This is a genomic window from Pseudomonas sp. BGA-UO-ETr-WB11 (genome assembly GCF_059567785.1).
In genome coordinates this window covers 51,470-68,562 of record NZ_JCAQOS010000008.1, presented here as the reverse complement: position 1 = coordinate 68,562, position 17,093 = coordinate 51,470, and the positions used below count along the sequence as shown (strand labels likewise).

Sequence of the window (17,093 nt, the reverse complement as noted above, 5' to 3'; positions counted from 1 at the left end):
TGGAACTTCTTTGCTCATGAAAAAACGTATTGATGATATTGAAGTACTTCGTGGTTTTGCGGTGTTGTTTGTAGTTGTTCACCATGCCAGCGACAACCTGCTCACATGGACAAGTCCTGCATTGACACGGTTTTATACCTATTTTGGTGGCTGGTTTGGTGTGGATTTATTTTTTGCTATTTCTGGATTTGTCATTGCGCGCGATTTAGTTCCTCGGTTGCAAGTCAGTACTAACAATATATCCGCATTACAAATTACGTTGGCCTTCTGGCTCAGGCGCGCGTGGCGGTTACTGCCTTCTGCATGGCTCTGGCTCGGAATAATTTTGTTAGCTACCGTGATTTTCAATCAGTCAGGAGCCTTTGGTACCTTTCGTGCGAATTTTGAAGCAACCATTGCAGCGATCACGCAGGTTGCCAATGTTCGCTTTGCGGAAAGCTTCATGCGCTGGGAGTACGGAGCTAGTTTTGTGTATTGGAGTCTTTCCCTAGAAGAGCAGTTTTATCTGCTTTTTCCACTGTTGATTATAGTGAGTCGTCGCTTTTTACCTTATGTGTTACTGGGTCTAGTGCTGCTGCAGATATTTTCTACCAGGTCGTTGCTGCTTATGACATTTCGCACCGATGCATTGGCGCTCGGCGTGCTACTGGCATTGTGGTCGCGCCATCAATCATACGTATTATTAAAGCCGATTTTCCTTGCTAACTGGCGGCTGGGCACTGTGTTAATGGGGGGGGTCTTTGTTTGCATGGCGGCGCTGGGGTCTGATCAGTTACATATTGTATCCATACGTGTCGGCATGATTGCATTGCTGTCAGCAGTATTAGTCTGGATCGCGTCTTATGATGAAAACTTCCTATGCGCTGAGGGCGTTCTAAAGCGTTTACTCATTTGGGTAGGTACGCGCTCCTACGCAATCTATTTGATTCATATTCCTGCGTTCTTTTTTACGCGCGAACTCTGGTTTCGTCTGCACCCAGAAAAGTCGGGCTTCGATGGGGCGTTCTTCTACCCATTAATTTTAACTGCCGGCGCGTTAATAGTGGTGCTGAGTGAGTTGAACTACCGCTTGGTTGAGTGCCCGCTTCGTATACGTGGAGGGCAATTGGCGAAGCGTATGCTTGAGCCGCAATCTATTTCTCAATGCCGTGCCGAGTGAATCGATGTGTAAAGATCAGAAGTATTCGACCACGACAGCTAATGCAGCTCCACAACTGGTAGTTCCTGCCGCTGTAATAGTTATGCTATTGGTGTTCTTTTCGGCGATCACGATTTTTATAAGGCGCAGCAGTCATTTTATTGCGGATGATTTTGACCATTTCTCTGATGTGGTAAACAAGTCATTTTTCGATATGTTGCGCACGCCGATTGATGTACATTTTGTGCCCTTTCATAAGTTAGAAAGCTTTCTGATCTTTACAATATCACCGCTTAATTTTGATGTTGCTTTAGCTGCGATGGTCTCCGGCTGGTTTTTAATTGTTATCTTACTGCATTTTATTTTGCGACGCCTCGTCTCAGTACGCGCAGCTTGGCTTATCACTTTATTAGTTGGTGCTAGTCCGGTATGGATTCATACCTTGATTTGGTGGAGTTCGGCGGCGCACCGTATCCCATATTTGATTTTGCAAGCAGCGGCAGTTATTTTTTACTTGCGCTATCGAGAACGGCAGCAACGCCTGGATAGCCTGCTTTGTGTGGCGGCGCAGGTATTTGCGTTAGGTTTCTATGTTAAGGCCATTTTATTTCCTGTGATTTTCGTAGCTTTAGAAATATGCCTTGCGGTACAAGTTAGGCGATTATCGCGAGCCGGTATAAAATTAATTTCTAGCATGGTAGTCGTTTCTGCACTGTATTCAATCTGGTATCTTTTCGTCTCTCCTGTTATGCGTGTTTCAATGGGGGTAGAGGCGATTGAGATTGTTTCTGGTTCTATAAAATTATTGTTGCGCTTCTCTGGGTCGTTGATAAATTTGCCGATAGAGCAGTCTTGGTCAGCGTGGGCTGCGGCTCTTGTCTGGGGGGCTGTTATTGGAGTGCTGCTATGGCGTAAGCCACTATCTATTGTGCCGATTTTATTGTTAATAACTCTGTTGCTTGTTAGTAACGCTCTTACGATTTCTGGTCGAGGTGCATTAATAGTCTCGTTCCCATTGTGGGCAATGCGCTATTATGTTGATGAATTAGTCCTTGTCGGGATTTTTGGAGCTTTGGCAATACAAACCGATGTTGGCGCATCTATCAAGAACTCAGATTCTATGGCGCAAGTGCCCACATTGCTTCTGGCAATGGTTTTAATTATAGGCTATCCAGTTTCTGCATATTTTTCCGGTCGTGAGCTGTTTGTCAAAGCGTATGATAATCACCAGAGAACGCATGACTTTATGTCGGGCCTAATGCGTTCGTTCAAAGAAGCATCCACACAGACTGTACCACCGACTATATTAAATGCTGATTTTCCGAGTTTTTCCTACGGATTTATGGGGTCGCGCAAGTCAATGGCTGAGATTTTTGGCCATGTTTATCCGCAGCTAAAATGGCTTCAACAGCCTGAGCAAGCTCGCGGTCGAGTTCATCAGATTGGTGAAGATGGCCAACTGAGACTAGCGGTGCTCTCCGATCAGCCTGATTTTAGAGATGGAATTAGTTTTCCTGATTGGAGTATTGCTGAGCCGTCACATCGCTGGAGCCGTGATAAGCATGCAACCATTCTGTTTTCGCTCCGACCCAAGCAAAAATATGAAGGACAACTCTTAATTAAGGGGCCGGTCCTAGGTAGCCAACGCGTGGCTGTACGCCTAAACGGCACAGCGATTGCCGATATCCGATTAGGTGAAACCGCGGAGTGCTGCAGCTGGAGCGTACATTTCCCTCCTGATCTACTTCGTGCAGATGGTTTGAATGCTTTCGAATTTGATCTGCCCGATGCGCGCAGCCCAGGGAATGGTGATCAGCGCATATTAGCAATAGGGGTGCAGGATGTTCAGGTTCGCTAGTGCGAATGGAGCATCTTGACGCGCTATTTTTGTGGTTAGAGGAAATTAGTGGTGGAGATTAGTAATTTCATTAAGTTGCTGATTCTTTGCAAGAGAATAGCACTAATGTGATTTTATCTTATTTTTTTGACTGCTGGCCGAGCAGAGCCCTGATGCCGTATGGTACTTTTTTTAATTAATATGGGCTTCCGGAGGCGATTATTTTCCAGCAGTAGTTATGTTTGAGTGGGCTCAGTATAACGTGGGTAGTGTCAGGCTCGATGTGGCGGTAAATGGCGCCTGATATGCGCATCGCCTAATTTTGCTATTCAACCGCCAATTCCTGAAAAAATAGAAGAAATTGAATGAATAAGAAATGGCCTGAGTGCATAAATACTGCTGTTGGATGCTTGTTTTTAGTTGTGCTTTGCATTGCTGGTGTATCACTACATGCAAGATATGGGTACTCTTGGCCATCAAGTGGCCATGCATTCGGTTCCGACGATGCATTTATTAGTTATAGATATGCAGCTAATTTTTTTAATGGCAATGGTTTGATTTTCAATCCAGGAGAGGCGGTCGAGGGCTACTCGAATTTTCTTTATACGTTGCTGATGGTGCCTGGGTTCTTTCTCGGATATGAGCGCGTATATTTTTATAGTGTGGCTATTAATGCTCTCTTGCTTGTCATGTGCTGTTTTGTCCTGAAGTATATAATTAATAAGGAGCTTGGGGCGATATATGCGTGGATTGGCAGCGCTATGCTGGCACTCACCCCTGCGCTGTGGGCTAATGCCGCAACGGGTCTCGAAAGTACACTGTTCCTTTTTTTGTTTCTTGCTAACTGGGCGCTTCTGAGCCAAGCGAAACCAAACGTCACATGGATATGTGTTGTGGCGCTTGCTACGATTCTTTGTCGTGTTGATGGGTTCATTCTGCCCTTATTAGCCGCATCATGCCTTTGGTTTGATGGGCGCAAAAAATATAGCTATCAACTCTTATTGTTCGTGCTTTTGGTTATGGCGATTTATACCTCATGGAGAGTTTTTTACTATGGCGACTACATTGCCAACACCTACCATGCAAAAATAGCGGGAAACATTTTTGAGCGTGTAGAGAGTGGCTTCAAGATATTGTATGAGCAGTCTTTATATAATGGTGTTGCGGTGTATGCGCTGTTTTCAATCGCGGCGGCACTCCTGAGTCGAGTTGTTTTCAGTCGGATTCTATTTCCTCTTGTTTATTTGGTCTTCTCGCTGACATATTTTATTTATATAGGGGGTGATATTTATTATGAGCGCTTCCTGTTGGCGGTTTTTCCAATAGGGATATTTTTTACTCTGCTAATGTCTTCTAGGGCGAATTTGATGGCGGTCAAGTTGACGTTGCCATTGGTTGCTGTTCTGGCTTGTTCGTTAGTGGCATTTCAGGGTGGGCGTTTTGCATATCAAAGTAAGCACTATGATATGTGGAATAATTTAGGTCGCTTTTTGGCTAAGGTTGAGCCCGGCTCGCTGTTGGCAATCGATGCTGCGGGTAAAGTACCGTATTATTCAACGCTACCAACTCTAGATATGCTGGGCTTGAATGATCGGCATATTGGTCGGAGAGTCATGCCTCCGCAGCCATTCATCGTTGGTCATGCTAAGCATGATGTGGATTATGTATTATCGCGAAAGCCCGTTCTTATCGCTGCTTGGGGGCTGCCAAATTTGGATTTGCGCTGGGGGCTAACCCGTGAGAAGTACCTTGCTAATTATGAAATTAAATATTTAGTCAATTCTCTATTGGAAAGTAGAGGTCAAGACATTGTTGATGTTCAAGGTGTGACTTTTTCGGAAATACAAAATCTAATAGGTGTCGGATATAATTATGTGGTTCTGGCTCGTCGTGATCGATTAGGCGTTCTTCCGCAGGTCAGCGAGTGGTCGCACTAATTTATTGCATGGAGTGATTTTGAATTGCTATGGGTGTGTCTGGGTTTTATAAGGGCGTCTTTTTATAATGCCTTTTTAGAGCTAGTCTGTAGCCGTAGGCTTTTAGTGGTGTTTCTATATAGCGATATGTTATCTCTGCCAGCGCGATACAGCTCAAGCACCACGTCAATGTGAATGTGATAGCTTCTAAGTGTAGTGATTGTCCAGTTGTATTTGTGGGGATAATTAATATTCTAATTATGCAGTAGATTGGCCAGTGGCATAGGTACAGTGCGTATGAGCGTGATCCGAGCCAAGCTAATATTGATCCCGTTAGGCCTCTAGGTGTTAGCGATTCGTCTGCGGCGCACATAGCAACGAGCGCTGCACTTATTATTGAAATTACGCCGATAGTAGATAAGTAGGTTGTGGATGTTGCCAGGATGGATGGGGTTAAGATTAAAGCGATAATTAACGCTACGAATAGAAGGCGTTTAGCCGGTATCGTGAACTTGGCGCCAGAAGAAATAAAGTCTTTCACTTGGCTTAGGTAGAGCGATAGTAGAACTCCCCACAAAAGCCCGTCTGGTCGAACATACCACCCCACGCTAAAAACCGGGCGCTCAGTAAACAACAATGCAAGAATGACCAGTGCTAGGGCTATTGCTAATTTGCGCTTTGTAATTAGTAACAGTGCCAGAGGTAATAGTAGATAGAACTGCTCCTCCAGCGATAAGCTCCAATACACGCCGAGAATGCCCGCTCGACTACAAAATTCACCCCAATGAATTGTGCCTATGCAGTAGGCCCAGTAAAAATTTGCGGTATTAGTAAGTGCTGCAAATGCATCTCTCGCTATAGTATCTAGCGTTCCGATGAGCGAATGTCCGGGCCAAATAAGCGCCATGGTCAAAGGTATAAATACCCACAGCCAAGCGGCAGGTAGTAGGCGGAATATTCGGCGTATCCAAAATGCCTTCAAGTCTGCGGCCCAGGCTAACCCTTGTTGATATTTTGTTGCTGTGGGTTGTAATGAATTGCTTATTAGAAATCCAGATATAACAAAAAAAAGATCAACGCCCTGCCATAGTGGCAATTGAGGTGGTGGCTCTAAAAAAAGGTCGCTAGTGAAGTGGCGTAGGTGCGATGCGAGTACGAGCAATATTGCGCACGCGCGCAGAGTTTCAATGTCGCGATTTTTTATATTCATACGCATGTTCGCTGGAGTTATAAACTTTTATTCTTCTTTATCTCAATGACAGCCTGCGGAAGGCCATCGCCAATACCCGAGGATCTTCGCTGGCGGGTTTGTGTGCATCTGGTAGATGGAAAGTGAAGGTATTCAGGCCTGCGTGTAACAGCTTTGGAGCAAAGCTGAAGCGAATCTCTCGCTCCCCTCCGGCAAAGCGCCCCTCGAAGACTTGCTGGCCATTGAGTTTGATGGTCAGGGCTTGATCACCGAGAAACCCTGCGTGCAAGTTGGCCTCGCCGATTAGGTCTTGCTCGCCAAGCATTAGACTTAGGCTGGCATTTTTCCCTTCACTCCATCGAAAGCCTGCTTCCAACCCGTAAAAGCTGTCGAAGGCCGCTAAGGCCGAGTCATAGGGAATGTCGATGAGGCCGCTGAAGGGCGGAAGTTGATGGCTACGGAACTCAGCCAATCGTTCCTCGTGGCGACCTTTACTGTGGAGAAATTGAGGGTAGCGCCAATCGAACAGATATTCGGGGTAGTGATCGACGTTGGGTTGGACGTTCCATTGCATCCCGTAGGGATTAAATAGGGCTTGGTAGGTGTTGACGTAGATGGCGAAGAGGCCACTGACCAGTACGGCTGCGTACGCGAGGCTTTTCCTTTGGTGTAGCGCCGCCAAACCACCGAAAAGACCTAAAAAGAGGCCGGGCAGTGCGTCGACCATTAAGCGGGAACCGAATGACCACCCAGCCCACCAATGAGGGAACTGGCTGACCGAGAATAAATGGACAATCGGCCAGGCAAGAGTGATCAGGCTCAGCTTCGCCAGGATTTTGTTCCGGGGTGCCAGCAGCAGGGTCAGAAGCAGGGATACCAGTAGAAAGGGCGAGTAGACCCACAATCCTCGAGCCGGGCTGAGCAGGTTGCCGTACAGGGCTGTTGCAAAGTCGCCGCCCTCCAAGCGCTTTGGTAAGTAGTAGTCCGGCAGAATCTGGGCGAACTCGTGCATGCTCCAGCCCATAAAGCCAAGCAGCAGTAGGCTCAGGGTGGCGGCGGCAAACAGCGCGGATTTTTTGTCCTGGAGGAAGTAGTACAACAGCAGGAAGGGCGACAGTAGCGCTAGGGTCGGTCGGCAGAGATAGGCCGTAAATAGGCATAACCCTATCAGCGCCGGAGCCAGCAAAGACTCCGGCTGACGTTGGCGAAGCACTAGAAAGATGGCAGTACTGGAAAAGACCAAGGCGAAGTCATGTGACCACAGCGCGGTTCCCACCGTGCTCGCGAGAGAGCTGCCGAACCAGCATAGCCCTGCCAATAGCAAGCTCTCGGTCTTGCGCAGATAGAGCCTGGCGGTTTTGTAGAGTATGAAGGTGATAAGCAGGGCGGCCAGCGTCGCTAGCACCATCTGGATGAGAGGCTCGTCCTTGGCCATGTTGAAACCAAAGGCATTGGCGATAGCCACGAATGGAGTGCTGACTAGTGCGGTGCCTAGGGGGAAGTAGTTATAGAAGTGCTCACCTTTGCGGTGAATCACATAGCCGTAGCTATCGAGGAGCGTCTTACCATAGGCATCAAGTTTGATGGTGCCATGCTGCGCTATGGCCTCACTCACCAGTAGGGTGCCACGGGGGTCGCTACCGGTATTGTGTGTAGTTTGTCCGGCTATCACCGCCACGATCAGGGCGGCGAGAAGCCAGCCAAGCCATCGATGTTTTCCGAGTGCTGATTCCCTTCGCCCTTTATCTGTTCCAGGAAAGTACCTAGGCATGCTGGCTTTTGCTCTTGCGGATAACACTTGGACAGTTTCCAGATTCAAAGCGAAAGCCGCTTGAAGATCTTTTCTGGAACGCTTTTGATGATGTGCATGATCAACATCCAAAACCCTGGCGTATAAAGCACGTCCTTCTTCTTCTCAATGGCCTTGTCGATATCCTGAGCAACTTTCTCTGGTGTGGCCCACAGCGGGCCCTTGGGGAAAGCCGCGGTCATGGGGGTGTCGACGAAGCCGGGCTTGATGGTCAGTACCTGTACGCCGCTTTTGTGCAGGCGGTTGCGCAAGCCCTGCAGGAATATGCCCAAAGCCCCCTTGGCGGTGCCGTAGATGTAGTTGGATTGTCGGCCGCGGTCGCCTGCCACTGAACCGATCACGGCGATGCTGCCATGCCGTTGCTGCTCGAAGTGATTAGCCAGAAGGGTCAGCAGGGCAATGACGCTGAGGGCATTGGTTTGCAATTCCTGCAGGGTCAGCTCGACGCTTTGCTCGCAGGCCTGTTGGTCGCTAAGGGTGCCATGTGCGATCAGTACCCGATCCAAGCCCTTTAGTTCGGCTTTTACCTGTTCCAGTAAGGCCTGATGAGTTTCCAGTGCGTTCGCCTCAAAGGTGGCGCAATGCACGGCTGCAGCGCCGCGGACGCGCAGATCCTGCGCCAGGCTCTCCAGGCGCGAACTGTTGCGCGCGAGTAAATACAGGCTGTGCCCTTGGGCGGCGAAGCGTTTGGAGCAGGCTTCGGCAATCGCCGAGGTGGCGCCGATGATCAGGATTTTTTGCATGGGATTAGTCCAGGCCGAGCCGGCGCGATTGCAGGGAGGCGAATTTGCCGAGGGCGCCATAGTGGGCGCGAACTTCTTGGAATTGCTGCCAGCTGGGTTGGCTTTGTTTAAACGTGGCCTCACTCATACGCGCATCTTTGGCCAGGTACAGGCGGCCGCCATAGGCCAAGACCATGCTGTCCAATTCGTCCAATAACTCCAGCAGGCCCGGCTCCAGTTTGAAGTCCAGCGCCAGTGTGTAGCCTTCCATGGGGAATGACAGCAGGTTGTTATTGGCGGCGCCGAAGGTTTTCAGCACTGCCAGGAAGGAGCCGCGATGGGAGGCCGAGATTCGTTCAAGAATTGCGCGCATGCCTTGCAGGCCGGCGGCTTTGGGGATAACAAATTGATACTGCACAAAGCCTTGTTTGCCATACAGGCGGTTCCACTGCTGAATACCATCCAGCGGGTAGAAGAAGCTCTCAAAAGATACCCGTTGTTTAGACTCTGGCTTGCGGATGCGTTGGTAGTACAGCTCGTTAAAGGCTTGTACGGAGTAGCGGTTAAGCAGTGCTGCGGGCATGTCCAACGGCACGCTCAGCGCTCGTTTGGCAGGTAATAGCAGTTGGCCGTCGCGGGCGTGTTCACCCACCATTAACAGTGATCGGCCTAATGCCTGGCCTTTGGCCAGGCAATCGATCCAGGCCACTGAATAGGTGCTAGTGCTATGGGTCTCAAATAGCTGCAGCGCCTCATCAAGGTTGGCGGCTTTGAAGGTGGTTTGCTGGATGTAGGCGCTCTCGATACGCAGCAGTCGCAGCGTCACGGCAACAATCAGCCCGGTCAGGCCCATGCCGCCACAGGTGGCATGAAACAGTTTGGGCTGATCGCTGCGTGAGCAGCTGATCAGCGAGCCGTCGGCCAGCATTAGCTCAAGGCTTTCAACACATTCGCTGAAGCAGCCATGCAAGTGATGGTTCTTGCCATGCACGTCACTGGCAATCGCGCCACCGACGCTGACGAACTTGGTGCCAGGAGTGATGGGCAGAAACCAACCGCGCGGCACAAATACATCCAGAAGCTCGCCTAGGCTGATGCCGGCTGCGCACGTCAGTAAACCGCTTTGCATATCGAAGCTGTGCAGGCGATTGAGGTGACGCGTGCTGATCAGTGTATCGGCCAGCGCGCTGTCGCCATAGCTGCGACCCATGCCGCGGCCAAGTACGGCCTCTTCTTGGCCCAGAAGTTCAGCGGCTTCTTGCGTTGTGTGTGGCTGGATCAGTTGTGCGTCATGCAGTGGGTAGCGGCCCCAGCCGTGAGTCAGCATGTTGGTTGTGCCTGTTGACGGAATACAAAGCGTTTGTCCAGTTCGTACTTGATCACATAGCCAATGGCTAGCCCCAGTACGCCGCCGAGATAGCGCATCAAATCACTACCAAAAAATAGGTGAAAGGAAAATTCCAGCCCCCAGAAGATGACGGTAGTGATCACGCCGGTGGAGGCATATAGGGCGAAAACCTTGCCGTCATGGGCGGCGCTCTCGGCTTTAAAGCTGAAAATATAGCGTTTATCGAGGGCGTATTTAACAATTAAGCCAATGCCTGTTCCGGCAATGATCGACAGTGCGATAGCATGGCTGCCGTCGTAGGCGAGCAGGAAGCCAGCTTGCGCACCTATGTTGGTTGCTGTCGCGATCGCAGCAAGAAGCGCGTAGATAGCTGCCAGTTTCATAACTCTTCCTTAATACCCAGCCGAGGCAAAATGGCATGCATGCTACCGTAGCGCCGCGCTCGTCTCTAGCGCAAATTCGTGGGATGTTCGCGTTGTTGCGCCCGCGCCAGTGGGTGAAGAATGTATTCGTTTTCGCCCCTTTAATTTTCGCCGGCGAATTTCTCAAACTGCAGTCCATTGAGAAAGTGGCCTTGGCGGCGCTGATTTTCTGCGTGGCCTCATCGGCCACTTATATCCTTAATGATCTGACGGATATCGAGCGCGATCGGCGGCATCCAAAAAAATCCAAGAGCAGGCCATTGGCATCAGGCCTTGTTTCAATACCGCAAGCAATAACGTTATTACTGATTCTATATGTCGCACTTTTGGCCGCCTGGTTTGTCATGCCGGCAGTGCTTTATGTGGTGATGGGATATTTGCTGCTTAACCTGGCATACACCTTCGTGCTCAAACATCAGCCTGTAATCGATATTTTCACGATTGCGATTGGTTTTGTTTTGCGCGTGTATGCCGGTGCCATGGCGTTGTCGGTGCCAGTATCGTCCTGGATGTTTGTGACTACCCTGTGCCTCGCGCTGTATTTGGCGGCTGTTAAGCGTGGCCAAGAGCTTGCCAGCAACGGCAGTGATAGCCGTGAGGTACTTCAGCACTACACGCCGGCCTTGATTGATCGCTATGCCGAAATGGCTGCCACCGGGGCACTGTTGTTTTACAGCCTGTTCGTGATGACCGCGCGTCCCGAGATGGTAATGACCATACCGCTGGTGCTTTATGGGTTGTATCGCTATTGGTTTATTGTCGAGTCTAAAGACTGTGGCGAATCACCGACTGACGCCTTGCTGGGTGACTGGCAATTGTTGCTGACAGTCGCGATCTGGGGCGTTGTTTCTGCTGTTTCCATCTGGCCGGGGCATACGCTATGACGCTTGATATTTCATATGGGCTCACGCCCTTTGTCGCTTGGCTGCTGGCCGGTTGCAGCAAATTTGCCATCAACAGTTTGCGCGCTCGACGCCTAGCGTTTGATTTGATTGGCTATGGCGGAATGCCGAGCAACCATAGCGCCATCGTTTGCAGCATGGCGGTATTGATTGCTTTGCGCGAAGGTGTTGCGCATCCGGCGTTTGGTGTAGCCGTCACGCTGGCCTTTATCGTGCTGCTTGACGCTAATAGCCTGCGCAAACAAGTTGGTTTGCACGCACAGGCTATTAATGCGCTATCGGCTGAGGGGCAGAAAGCCTCCTTGCGTGAGCGTATGGGGCATAGCCGCGGTGAAATACTTGCAGGACTGCTGGTAGGCGCTGCGGCGGCCTGGCTGGTGTGGCGCTGGGGTGGAAGCCTGCTCGGTGGGTTGTTGACGGCCTTGGGTTGAGAGGAGTCTTGGAGTGAAGAAACTACTGGTTACGGGCTTAAACGGCTTTGTCGGGCGCCATTTGCAGGCGCTGCTTGAGGGGGCGCCGTCCTCCTGGCAGTTGCTTGAGTCGCCGGCCCATGACCTGCTTGAGCCGGCCACGCTGGATGCCTGGTTGCAGGACGATTGCCCCGACGCAGTGATCCATCTGGCCGGTCAAACCTTCGTGCCTGAAGCCTTTCGCGACCCGGCGCAGACGATTAAGGTCAATTTGTTGGGCACCTTGAATTTGTTGCAGGCGCTCAAGCGCAGAGGTTTTAGCGGCACCTTCTTGTATGTGAGTTCTGGTGATGTATATGGTCAGGTCGCGGAGGATGAGTTACCGATTCGCGAGTGTCGTTTGCCGCAGCCACGCAACCCCTATGCCGTTAGCAAGGTAGCCGCTGAATTGTTGTGTCTGCAGTGGGGCTATGTGGAGCCATGGCGGATCATGGTGGCGCGGCCGTTTAACCATATCGGCACCGGGCAAGGCGAGGCATTCGTCATCCCGAGCATGGCGCGCCAGCTAATTCGGGTACGTCAGGGTTTACAGACTGCTCAGCTTGAGGTCGGCGATGTCGACGTGACGCGTGATTTTCTTGATGTTCGAGATGTGCTTCAGGCGTATCTAGCCTTGTTGGCGCGGGGCCAAAACGGTGAGATTTACAACGTCTGTTCCGGTATAGAACTGAAGGTTCGCGATATGATTACACGCCTAGCTGAGCTGGCGGATGTTGATGTCGAGTTGATTCAGGATGCTGCGCGGATGCGCCGCGCTGAGCAGCGTCGGGTTGTCGGTTGTGCCGATAAATTACAACAAGGAACCGGGTGGAAACCTGGAGTTTCAATCACGGAGACCCTGCAGAGCGTGCTCTCTGACTGGGAAGCAAGAGAACTATAAGAATGTCTAAAGTTGCTTTGATTACGGGTGTTACCGGTCAAGATGGCGCCTATCTGGCTAAGCTGTTGCTGGACAAAGGCTATGAAGTACATGGCTTGGTTGCTCGGCGGAGTAGTGATACCCGCTGGCGTTTGCGTGAGCTGGGTATTGAAGGCGAATTGCGCTATCACGAAGGTGATCTGGCCGATGCCTGTTCTATCCAGCGCGCCGTGATCAAGGCTAAGCCGCACGAGGTATACAACCTTGGCGCGCAGAGCTTTGTCGGTAGCTCATGGGATCAGCCGGTGACCACCGGTATTGTTGATGGTCTTGGGGTAACGCACTTACTCGAAGCCATTCGCCAGTTTGCGCCGGATACACGGTTCTATCAGGCATCCACCAGTGAGATGTTTGGTCTGATCCAGGCCGAGCGTCAGGACGAGAACACGCCCTTCTATCCGCGTAGTCCCTATGGTGTGGCCAAGCTTTATGGTCACTGGATCACTGTCAATTACCGTGAAAGCTTCGGACTGCATGCCTCCAGCGGCATCTTGTTCAATCACGAGTCGCCGTTGCGCGGCATCGAGTTTGTCACCCGTAAAGTGACCGACGCTGTCGCACGGATCAAGCTGGGTAAGCAAAGCGAGTTGCGCATGGGTAACATCGACGCCAAGCGTGATTGGGGCTTTGCCGGTGATTACGTGGAAGCCATGTGGCTGATGCTGCAGCAGGAACAGGCCGATGATTACGTGGTGGCCACCGGGGTGACCACGACTGTGCGTGATATGTGCAAGCTGGCCTTCGAGCATGTTGGCTTGAACTATGAAGACTATGTGGTCATTGATCCGCAGTTCTTCCGTCCCGCCGAGGTTGAGGTGCTGCTGGGTAATCCAGGCAAAGCCGAGCGCAAGCTGGGCTGGACACCGAAAACTAGCCTGTCCACCTTGATTGAAATGATGGTTGAGGCTGACCTGCGCCGCGTTGGCAAGGAATAAGCCCATCATGATCATTCCTGTCATCCTTTCCGGTGGCGCCGGTACTCGTTTGTGGCCGGTATCGCGCGAGGACCATCCCAAGCCCTTTATGCGCTTGCCGGATGGCCAGTCGCTGCTACAGAAGACCTACTTGCGTGCCGCCAGCCTGATCGCCGAGGGTGGCGATATTGTCACGGTGACCAATCGCGAGCATTACTTTGAAAGCCGCGACCACTTCGCCCAAGCCAGTCTGAGCCGTCATCGCGCGCGGTTCTTGCTTGAGCCGCAAGGTCGCAATACCGCCTCGGCCATCGCGGTCGCAGCCCTGGCGTTGGCGGTCGAGCACGGCGAGGATGCTGTGTTGGTAGTTATGGCGGCGGACCACCTGATTCATGATTTGCCAGGGTTCAAGGCTGCAACCGAGCACGCGGTAGCATTGGCTCGTCAGGGCTATTTGGTCACTTACGGCATTCGGCCAACTGCACCCGAAACCGGCTTTGGCTATATCGAGGCGGGAGAGGCGCTGGACGAACAAGGAGGCTGCCGAGTACGACGTTTTGTCGAGAAGCCTGATTTTGCGACAGCGCAGGAGTACCTCGAGAGCGGTCGCTTTCTGTGGAACTCGGGGATGTTTTGTTTCACTGCTGGCAGTTTGATTGATGAGCTACAGGTGCATGCACCTGAGTTGCTGGAGCTGGCCCGTTCGTGCGTGGCGCAGAGCCCGCGTGGCGATGGTGCGCAAATGCGGGAGTTGCACGCCCAAAGCTTTGCGGCCTTGCCGGATATCTCCATTGACTATGCCTTGATGGAACGTTCAGACAAGGTTGCCGTCGTGCCTGCAGCCTTTGACTGGAGTGATATCGGCTCTTGGAATGCTCTGCGCGAATTGGTTGACGCCGACGCCCAGCAGAATCGTGTGCAAGGCGATGCGATTTTTATCGATAGCCGCAATACCTTCGTGCAGAGCCAGGGCCGTCTGGTCGCCACGGTGGGGGTCGACAACCTGATCGTGGTCGAGACACCCGATGCGATTCTGGTGGCGAACGCCGACTGCGCGCAGCAAGTGGGCCAGGTTGCCAAGCGTTTGAAGTTGGAAAACCATCAAGCCTATCGCCTGCATCGCACGGTATCGCGACCTTGGGGCACTTACACCGTGCTCGAAGAGGGTCCGCGTTTCAAAATCAAACGCATCGTGGTCAAGCCAGGTGCCGCGTTGTCGCTGCAGATGCACCATCACCGCAGCGAGCACTGGATTGTGGTGCAGGGCATGGCCAAGGTTGTGAATGGTGAAACCTCGCTACTGATCAACAGCAACGAGTCGACCTTTATCCCTGCAGGGCATAAACACCGGCTGGAAAACCCTGGTGTGATTGACCTGGTGATGATCGAAGTGCAAAGCGGCGAGTATCTCGGTGAAGACGACATTGTTCGCTTCGAAGACCAGTACGGCAGGGTGCAGTAATGGCCGTGGGGATAGCTCGTGCAGTATGGAATTATCGCGGCTTCGTACTGGGTAGCGTGCAGCGCGAGTTTCAGACGCGCTATCGCAACTCATTGCTGGGTGCGGTGTGGACGATCCTCAATCCGCTGTCGATGATCATTGTTTATACGGTGATTTTTTCCCAACTGATGAAAGCCCGCCTGCCAGGCGTCGACAACAGCCTGGCCTATGGCATTTACTTGTGCGCCGGGATTCTCGCGTGGGGCTTTTTCGCGGAAATCATTGGTCGTAGCCAGTCAGTGTTTCTTGAACACGCCAACTTGATCAAGAAGCTGAGCTTCCCACGGATATGTCTGCCGTTGATTGTGGTGCTGAATGCCAGCGTGAACTTTGCAATTATTTTTGCCTTGTTCCTCGGCTTCCTGGCGGTGACGCAAAACTTTCCCGGTTGGACGGTATTGGCGGTGATTCCGTTATTGATGATCCAGGTCGCCTTTGCCATTGGCCTTGGAATCATTCTTGGCGTGCTGAATGTGTTCTTTCGCGATGTCGGTCAGCTAGTTGGTATTGTCCTGCAGTTCTGGTTCTGGTTGACGCCTATTGTCTACCCCGCCTCTATTCTGCCGGAAGGCATTCGTCCGCTGATTGAGGCCAATCCCATGGCCGCGCTCATCGCGGCCTACCAGGGGATTTTTGTTTACGACCAGTGGCCTGATTGGTCGTCGCTCGGGCCGGTTACCGTGCTGGCGGTGATGATGTGCCTACTAGGGATGCGCCTCTTTCGCAAACGCTCCGGCGAAATGGTGGATGAACTCTGATGGGCAGTATTCAAGTGGTTCAGGTAGGTAAGGCCTACAAACAATATCCCACGCGCTGGTCGCGGCTGGCCGAATGGCTGATTCCCTTTTCGGCGCCCAGGCACCAATTGAAGTGGGTGCTGCAGGACGTTTCGTTCACCGTTAATCCCGGCGAGGCGTTGGGCATTATTGGCATCAATGGCGCGGGTAAAAGCACGCTGCTGAAGATGATTACCGGCACCACTCAGCCCAATGCCGGGCAGATTCATATTCAAGGCCGTGTCGCTGCCTTGCTTGAGTTGGGCATGGGTTTCCATCCGGATTTCAGTGGCCGGCAGAATGTCTTTATGGCCGGCCAACTCCTTGGGCTGAGCATGGAGGATTTGCAGGCGCTGATGCCGGAAATCGAGGCGTTTGCCGAGATTGGCGATTACATGGATCACCCTGTGCGCACTTACTCGAGTGGCATGCAGATGCGTCTGGCCTTCAGCGTGGCCACGGCTCGACGCCCCGATGTGTTGATCGTCGATGAGGCTCTATCGGTGGGTGACGCCTACTTTCAGCACAAAAGCTTCGATCGCATCCGTGAGTTTCGTAAGGCCGGCACCACGCTGTTGATCGTTTCCCACGATCGTCAGGCGATTCAGAATCTGTGCGATCGCGCGATTCTCCTGGCGCAAGGGCGTTTGGCCCTCGAGGGCGCTCCCGAGGAAGTGATGGACTTCTACGGTGCGATGATTGCGGAAAAGGAGCAGCAGACGGTCCGTCAGGAGCGTTTGGACAACGGCAAAGTGCGGACAATTTCTGGAAGCGGCGAAGCCGGCTTTGCTGATATCGCCTTGCTTAATGCCCGGGGCCAGCGGGTCGAAGTGCTGGAGGTCGGCAGTCAGGCGGTGCTTGAAGTGACTGTCGACGTTAAGCAGGCGGTTCCGCGCCTGGTGCTTGGTTTTATGATCAAGGACCGCATGGGCCAAGCCATTTACGGCATTAATACCCATCGACTACATCGTGCTCTTGAGAATGTATCCGCGGGTGAGCGCATCGTTTATCGCTTTGCGTTCCCCGCGAATATTGGCAAAGGCAATTACTCCATTGCCCTGTCACTCTCACGATTCGACTCGCATCTGGATACCAACTACGAGTGGCGGGATTTCGCGCTGGTGTTCCATATGATCAATATCAACAAGCCGGACTTTGTTGGTTGCAACGCGCTGGATGCCGATTTAAGCATTGAGCGCTTGCAGCAGGCAGCCAGTGTCTGAATCTGT

At 51.9% G+C, this 17,093-nt stretch carries 14 protein-coding genes and 1 pseudogene; 10 read left to right on the top strand and 5 right to left on the bottom strand.

Translation table 11 applies throughout. The annotated features are described in order from the left end of the window. Positions 1–16 precede the first annotated feature (16 nt). The 3 genes from AC56DI_RS14060 to AC56DI_RS14050 all read left to right on the top strand — a co-directional run bounded on the left by AC56DI_RS14060 (position 17) and on the right by AC56DI_RS14050 (position 4,912). Positions 17–1,159, top strand: a complete 1,143-nt coding sequence (locus AC56DI_RS14060; protein WP_496346725.1) for an acyltransferase family protein — start codon at positions 17–19, stop codon at positions 1,157–1,159. Further along, a complete protein-coding gene (locus AC56DI_RS14055; protein ID WP_496346724.1) occupies positions 1,122–2,996 on the top strand; it encodes an ArnT family glycosyltransferase in 1,875 nt (624 codons plus the stop codon). The genes AC56DI_RS14060 and AC56DI_RS14055 overlap by 38 nt, the downstream gene beginning before the upstream one ends. A 344-nt stretch (positions 2,997–3,340) precedes the next feature. Next, the gene (locus AC56DI_RS14050) at positions 3,341–4,912 is read left to right on the top strand and encodes a DUF8728 domain-containing protein (RefSeq protein ID WP_496346723.1); all 1,572 of its coding nucleotides are present in this window, start codon (positions 3,341–3,343) and stop codon (positions 4,910–4,912) included. Positions 4,913–4,958: 46 nt separating this feature from the next. Here AC56DI_RS14050 and AC56DI_RS14045 read toward each other — a convergent pair whose 3' ends face one another. Genes AC56DI_RS14045 through AC56DI_RS14025 form a run of 5 tightly spaced genes read right to left on the bottom strand, consistent with a single transcriptional unit; the run spans position 4,959 to position 10,343 of the window. After that, entirely contained in the window at positions 4,959–6,101 is a 1,143-nt protein-coding gene (locus AC56DI_RS14045) for an acyltransferase family protein (protein ID WP_496346722.1), read from the bottom strand. Between the two features lie 37 nt (positions 6,102–6,138). Beyond that, a complete protein-coding gene (locus tag AC56DI_RS14040; RefSeq protein ID WP_496346721.1) occupies positions 6,139–7,899 on the bottom strand; it encodes a hypothetical protein in 1,761 nt (586 codons plus the stop codon). Next, on the bottom strand, positions 7,896–8,633 hold the full coding sequence (locus AC56DI_RS14035) for an SDR family oxidoreductase (protein WP_496346720.1): 738 nt from the start codon (positions 8,631–8,633) through the stop codon (positions 7,896–7,898). Before AC56DI_RS14035 ends, AC56DI_RS14040 begins: the two co-directional genes overlap by 4 nt. A gap of 4 nt (positions 8,634–8,637) precedes the next feature. After that, positions 8,638–9,939, bottom strand: a complete 1,302-nt coding sequence (locus tag AC56DI_RS14030) for an FAD-binding oxidoreductase (protein WP_496346719.1) — start codon at positions 9,937–9,939, stop codon at positions 8,638–8,640. Further along, a complete protein-coding gene (locus tag AC56DI_RS14025; protein WP_496346718.1) occupies positions 9,933–10,343 on the bottom strand; it encodes a GtrA family protein in 411 nt (136 codons plus the stop codon). Before AC56DI_RS14025 ends, AC56DI_RS14030 begins: the two co-directional genes overlap by 7 nt. A gap of 20 nt (positions 10,344–10,363) precedes the next feature. On the opposite strand from AC56DI_RS14025, the pseudogene AC56DI_RS14020 reads away from it, so the two are divergent. The 7 genes and pseudogenes from AC56DI_RS14020 to AC56DI_RS13990 form a co-directional block, all read left to right on the top strand. Continuing rightward, positions 10,364–11,266 (top strand): annotated as a pseudogene (locus AC56DI_RS14020) (decaprenyl-phosphate phosphoribosyltransferase); the annotation flags it as partial. Beyond that, positions 11,263–11,715 carry a divergent PAP2 family protein gene (locus tag AC56DI_RS14015; protein WP_496346717.1) on the top strand — a complete coding sequence of 151 codons (453 nt, stop codon included), beginning with the start codon at positions 11,263–11,265 and terminating at the stop codon, positions 11,713–11,715. The pseudogene AC56DI_RS14020 and the gene AC56DI_RS14015, both read left to right, overlap by 4 nt. A gap of 13 nt (positions 11,716–11,728) precedes the next feature. Next, a complete protein-coding gene (locus AC56DI_RS14010; RefSeq protein WP_496346716.1) occupies positions 11,729–12,634 on the top strand; it encodes a GDP-mannose 4,6-dehydratase in 906 nt (301 codons plus the stop codon). A gap of 2 nt (positions 12,635–12,636) precedes the next feature. Beyond that, positions 12,637–13,608, top strand: a complete 972-nt coding sequence (gmd, locus tag AC56DI_RS14005) for a GDP-mannose 4,6-dehydratase (RefSeq protein ID WP_496346715.1) — start codon at positions 12,637–12,639, stop codon at positions 13,606–13,608. Positions 13,609–13,615: 7 nt separating this feature from the next. After that, positions 13,616–15,049, top strand: a complete 1,434-nt coding sequence (locus tag AC56DI_RS14000) for a mannose-1-phosphate guanylyltransferase/mannose-6-phosphate isomerase (RefSeq protein ID WP_496346714.1) — start codon at positions 13,616–13,618, stop codon at positions 15,047–15,049. Then, positions 15,049–15,846, top strand: a complete 798-nt coding sequence (locus AC56DI_RS13995; protein ID WP_496346713.1) for an ABC transporter permease — start codon at positions 15,049–15,051, stop codon at positions 15,844–15,846. The genes AC56DI_RS14000 and AC56DI_RS13995 overlap by 1 nt, the downstream gene beginning before the upstream one ends. Further along, positions 15,846–17,087 (top strand): ABC transporter ATP-binding protein, encoded by a 1,242-nt coding sequence (locus AC56DI_RS13990; protein WP_496346712.1) that lies wholly within the window; start codon positions 15,846–15,848, stop codon positions 17,085–17,087. Before AC56DI_RS13995 ends, AC56DI_RS13990 begins: the two co-directional genes overlap by 1 nt. The last annotated feature ends 6 nt before the right edge of the window (positions 17,088–17,093 follow it).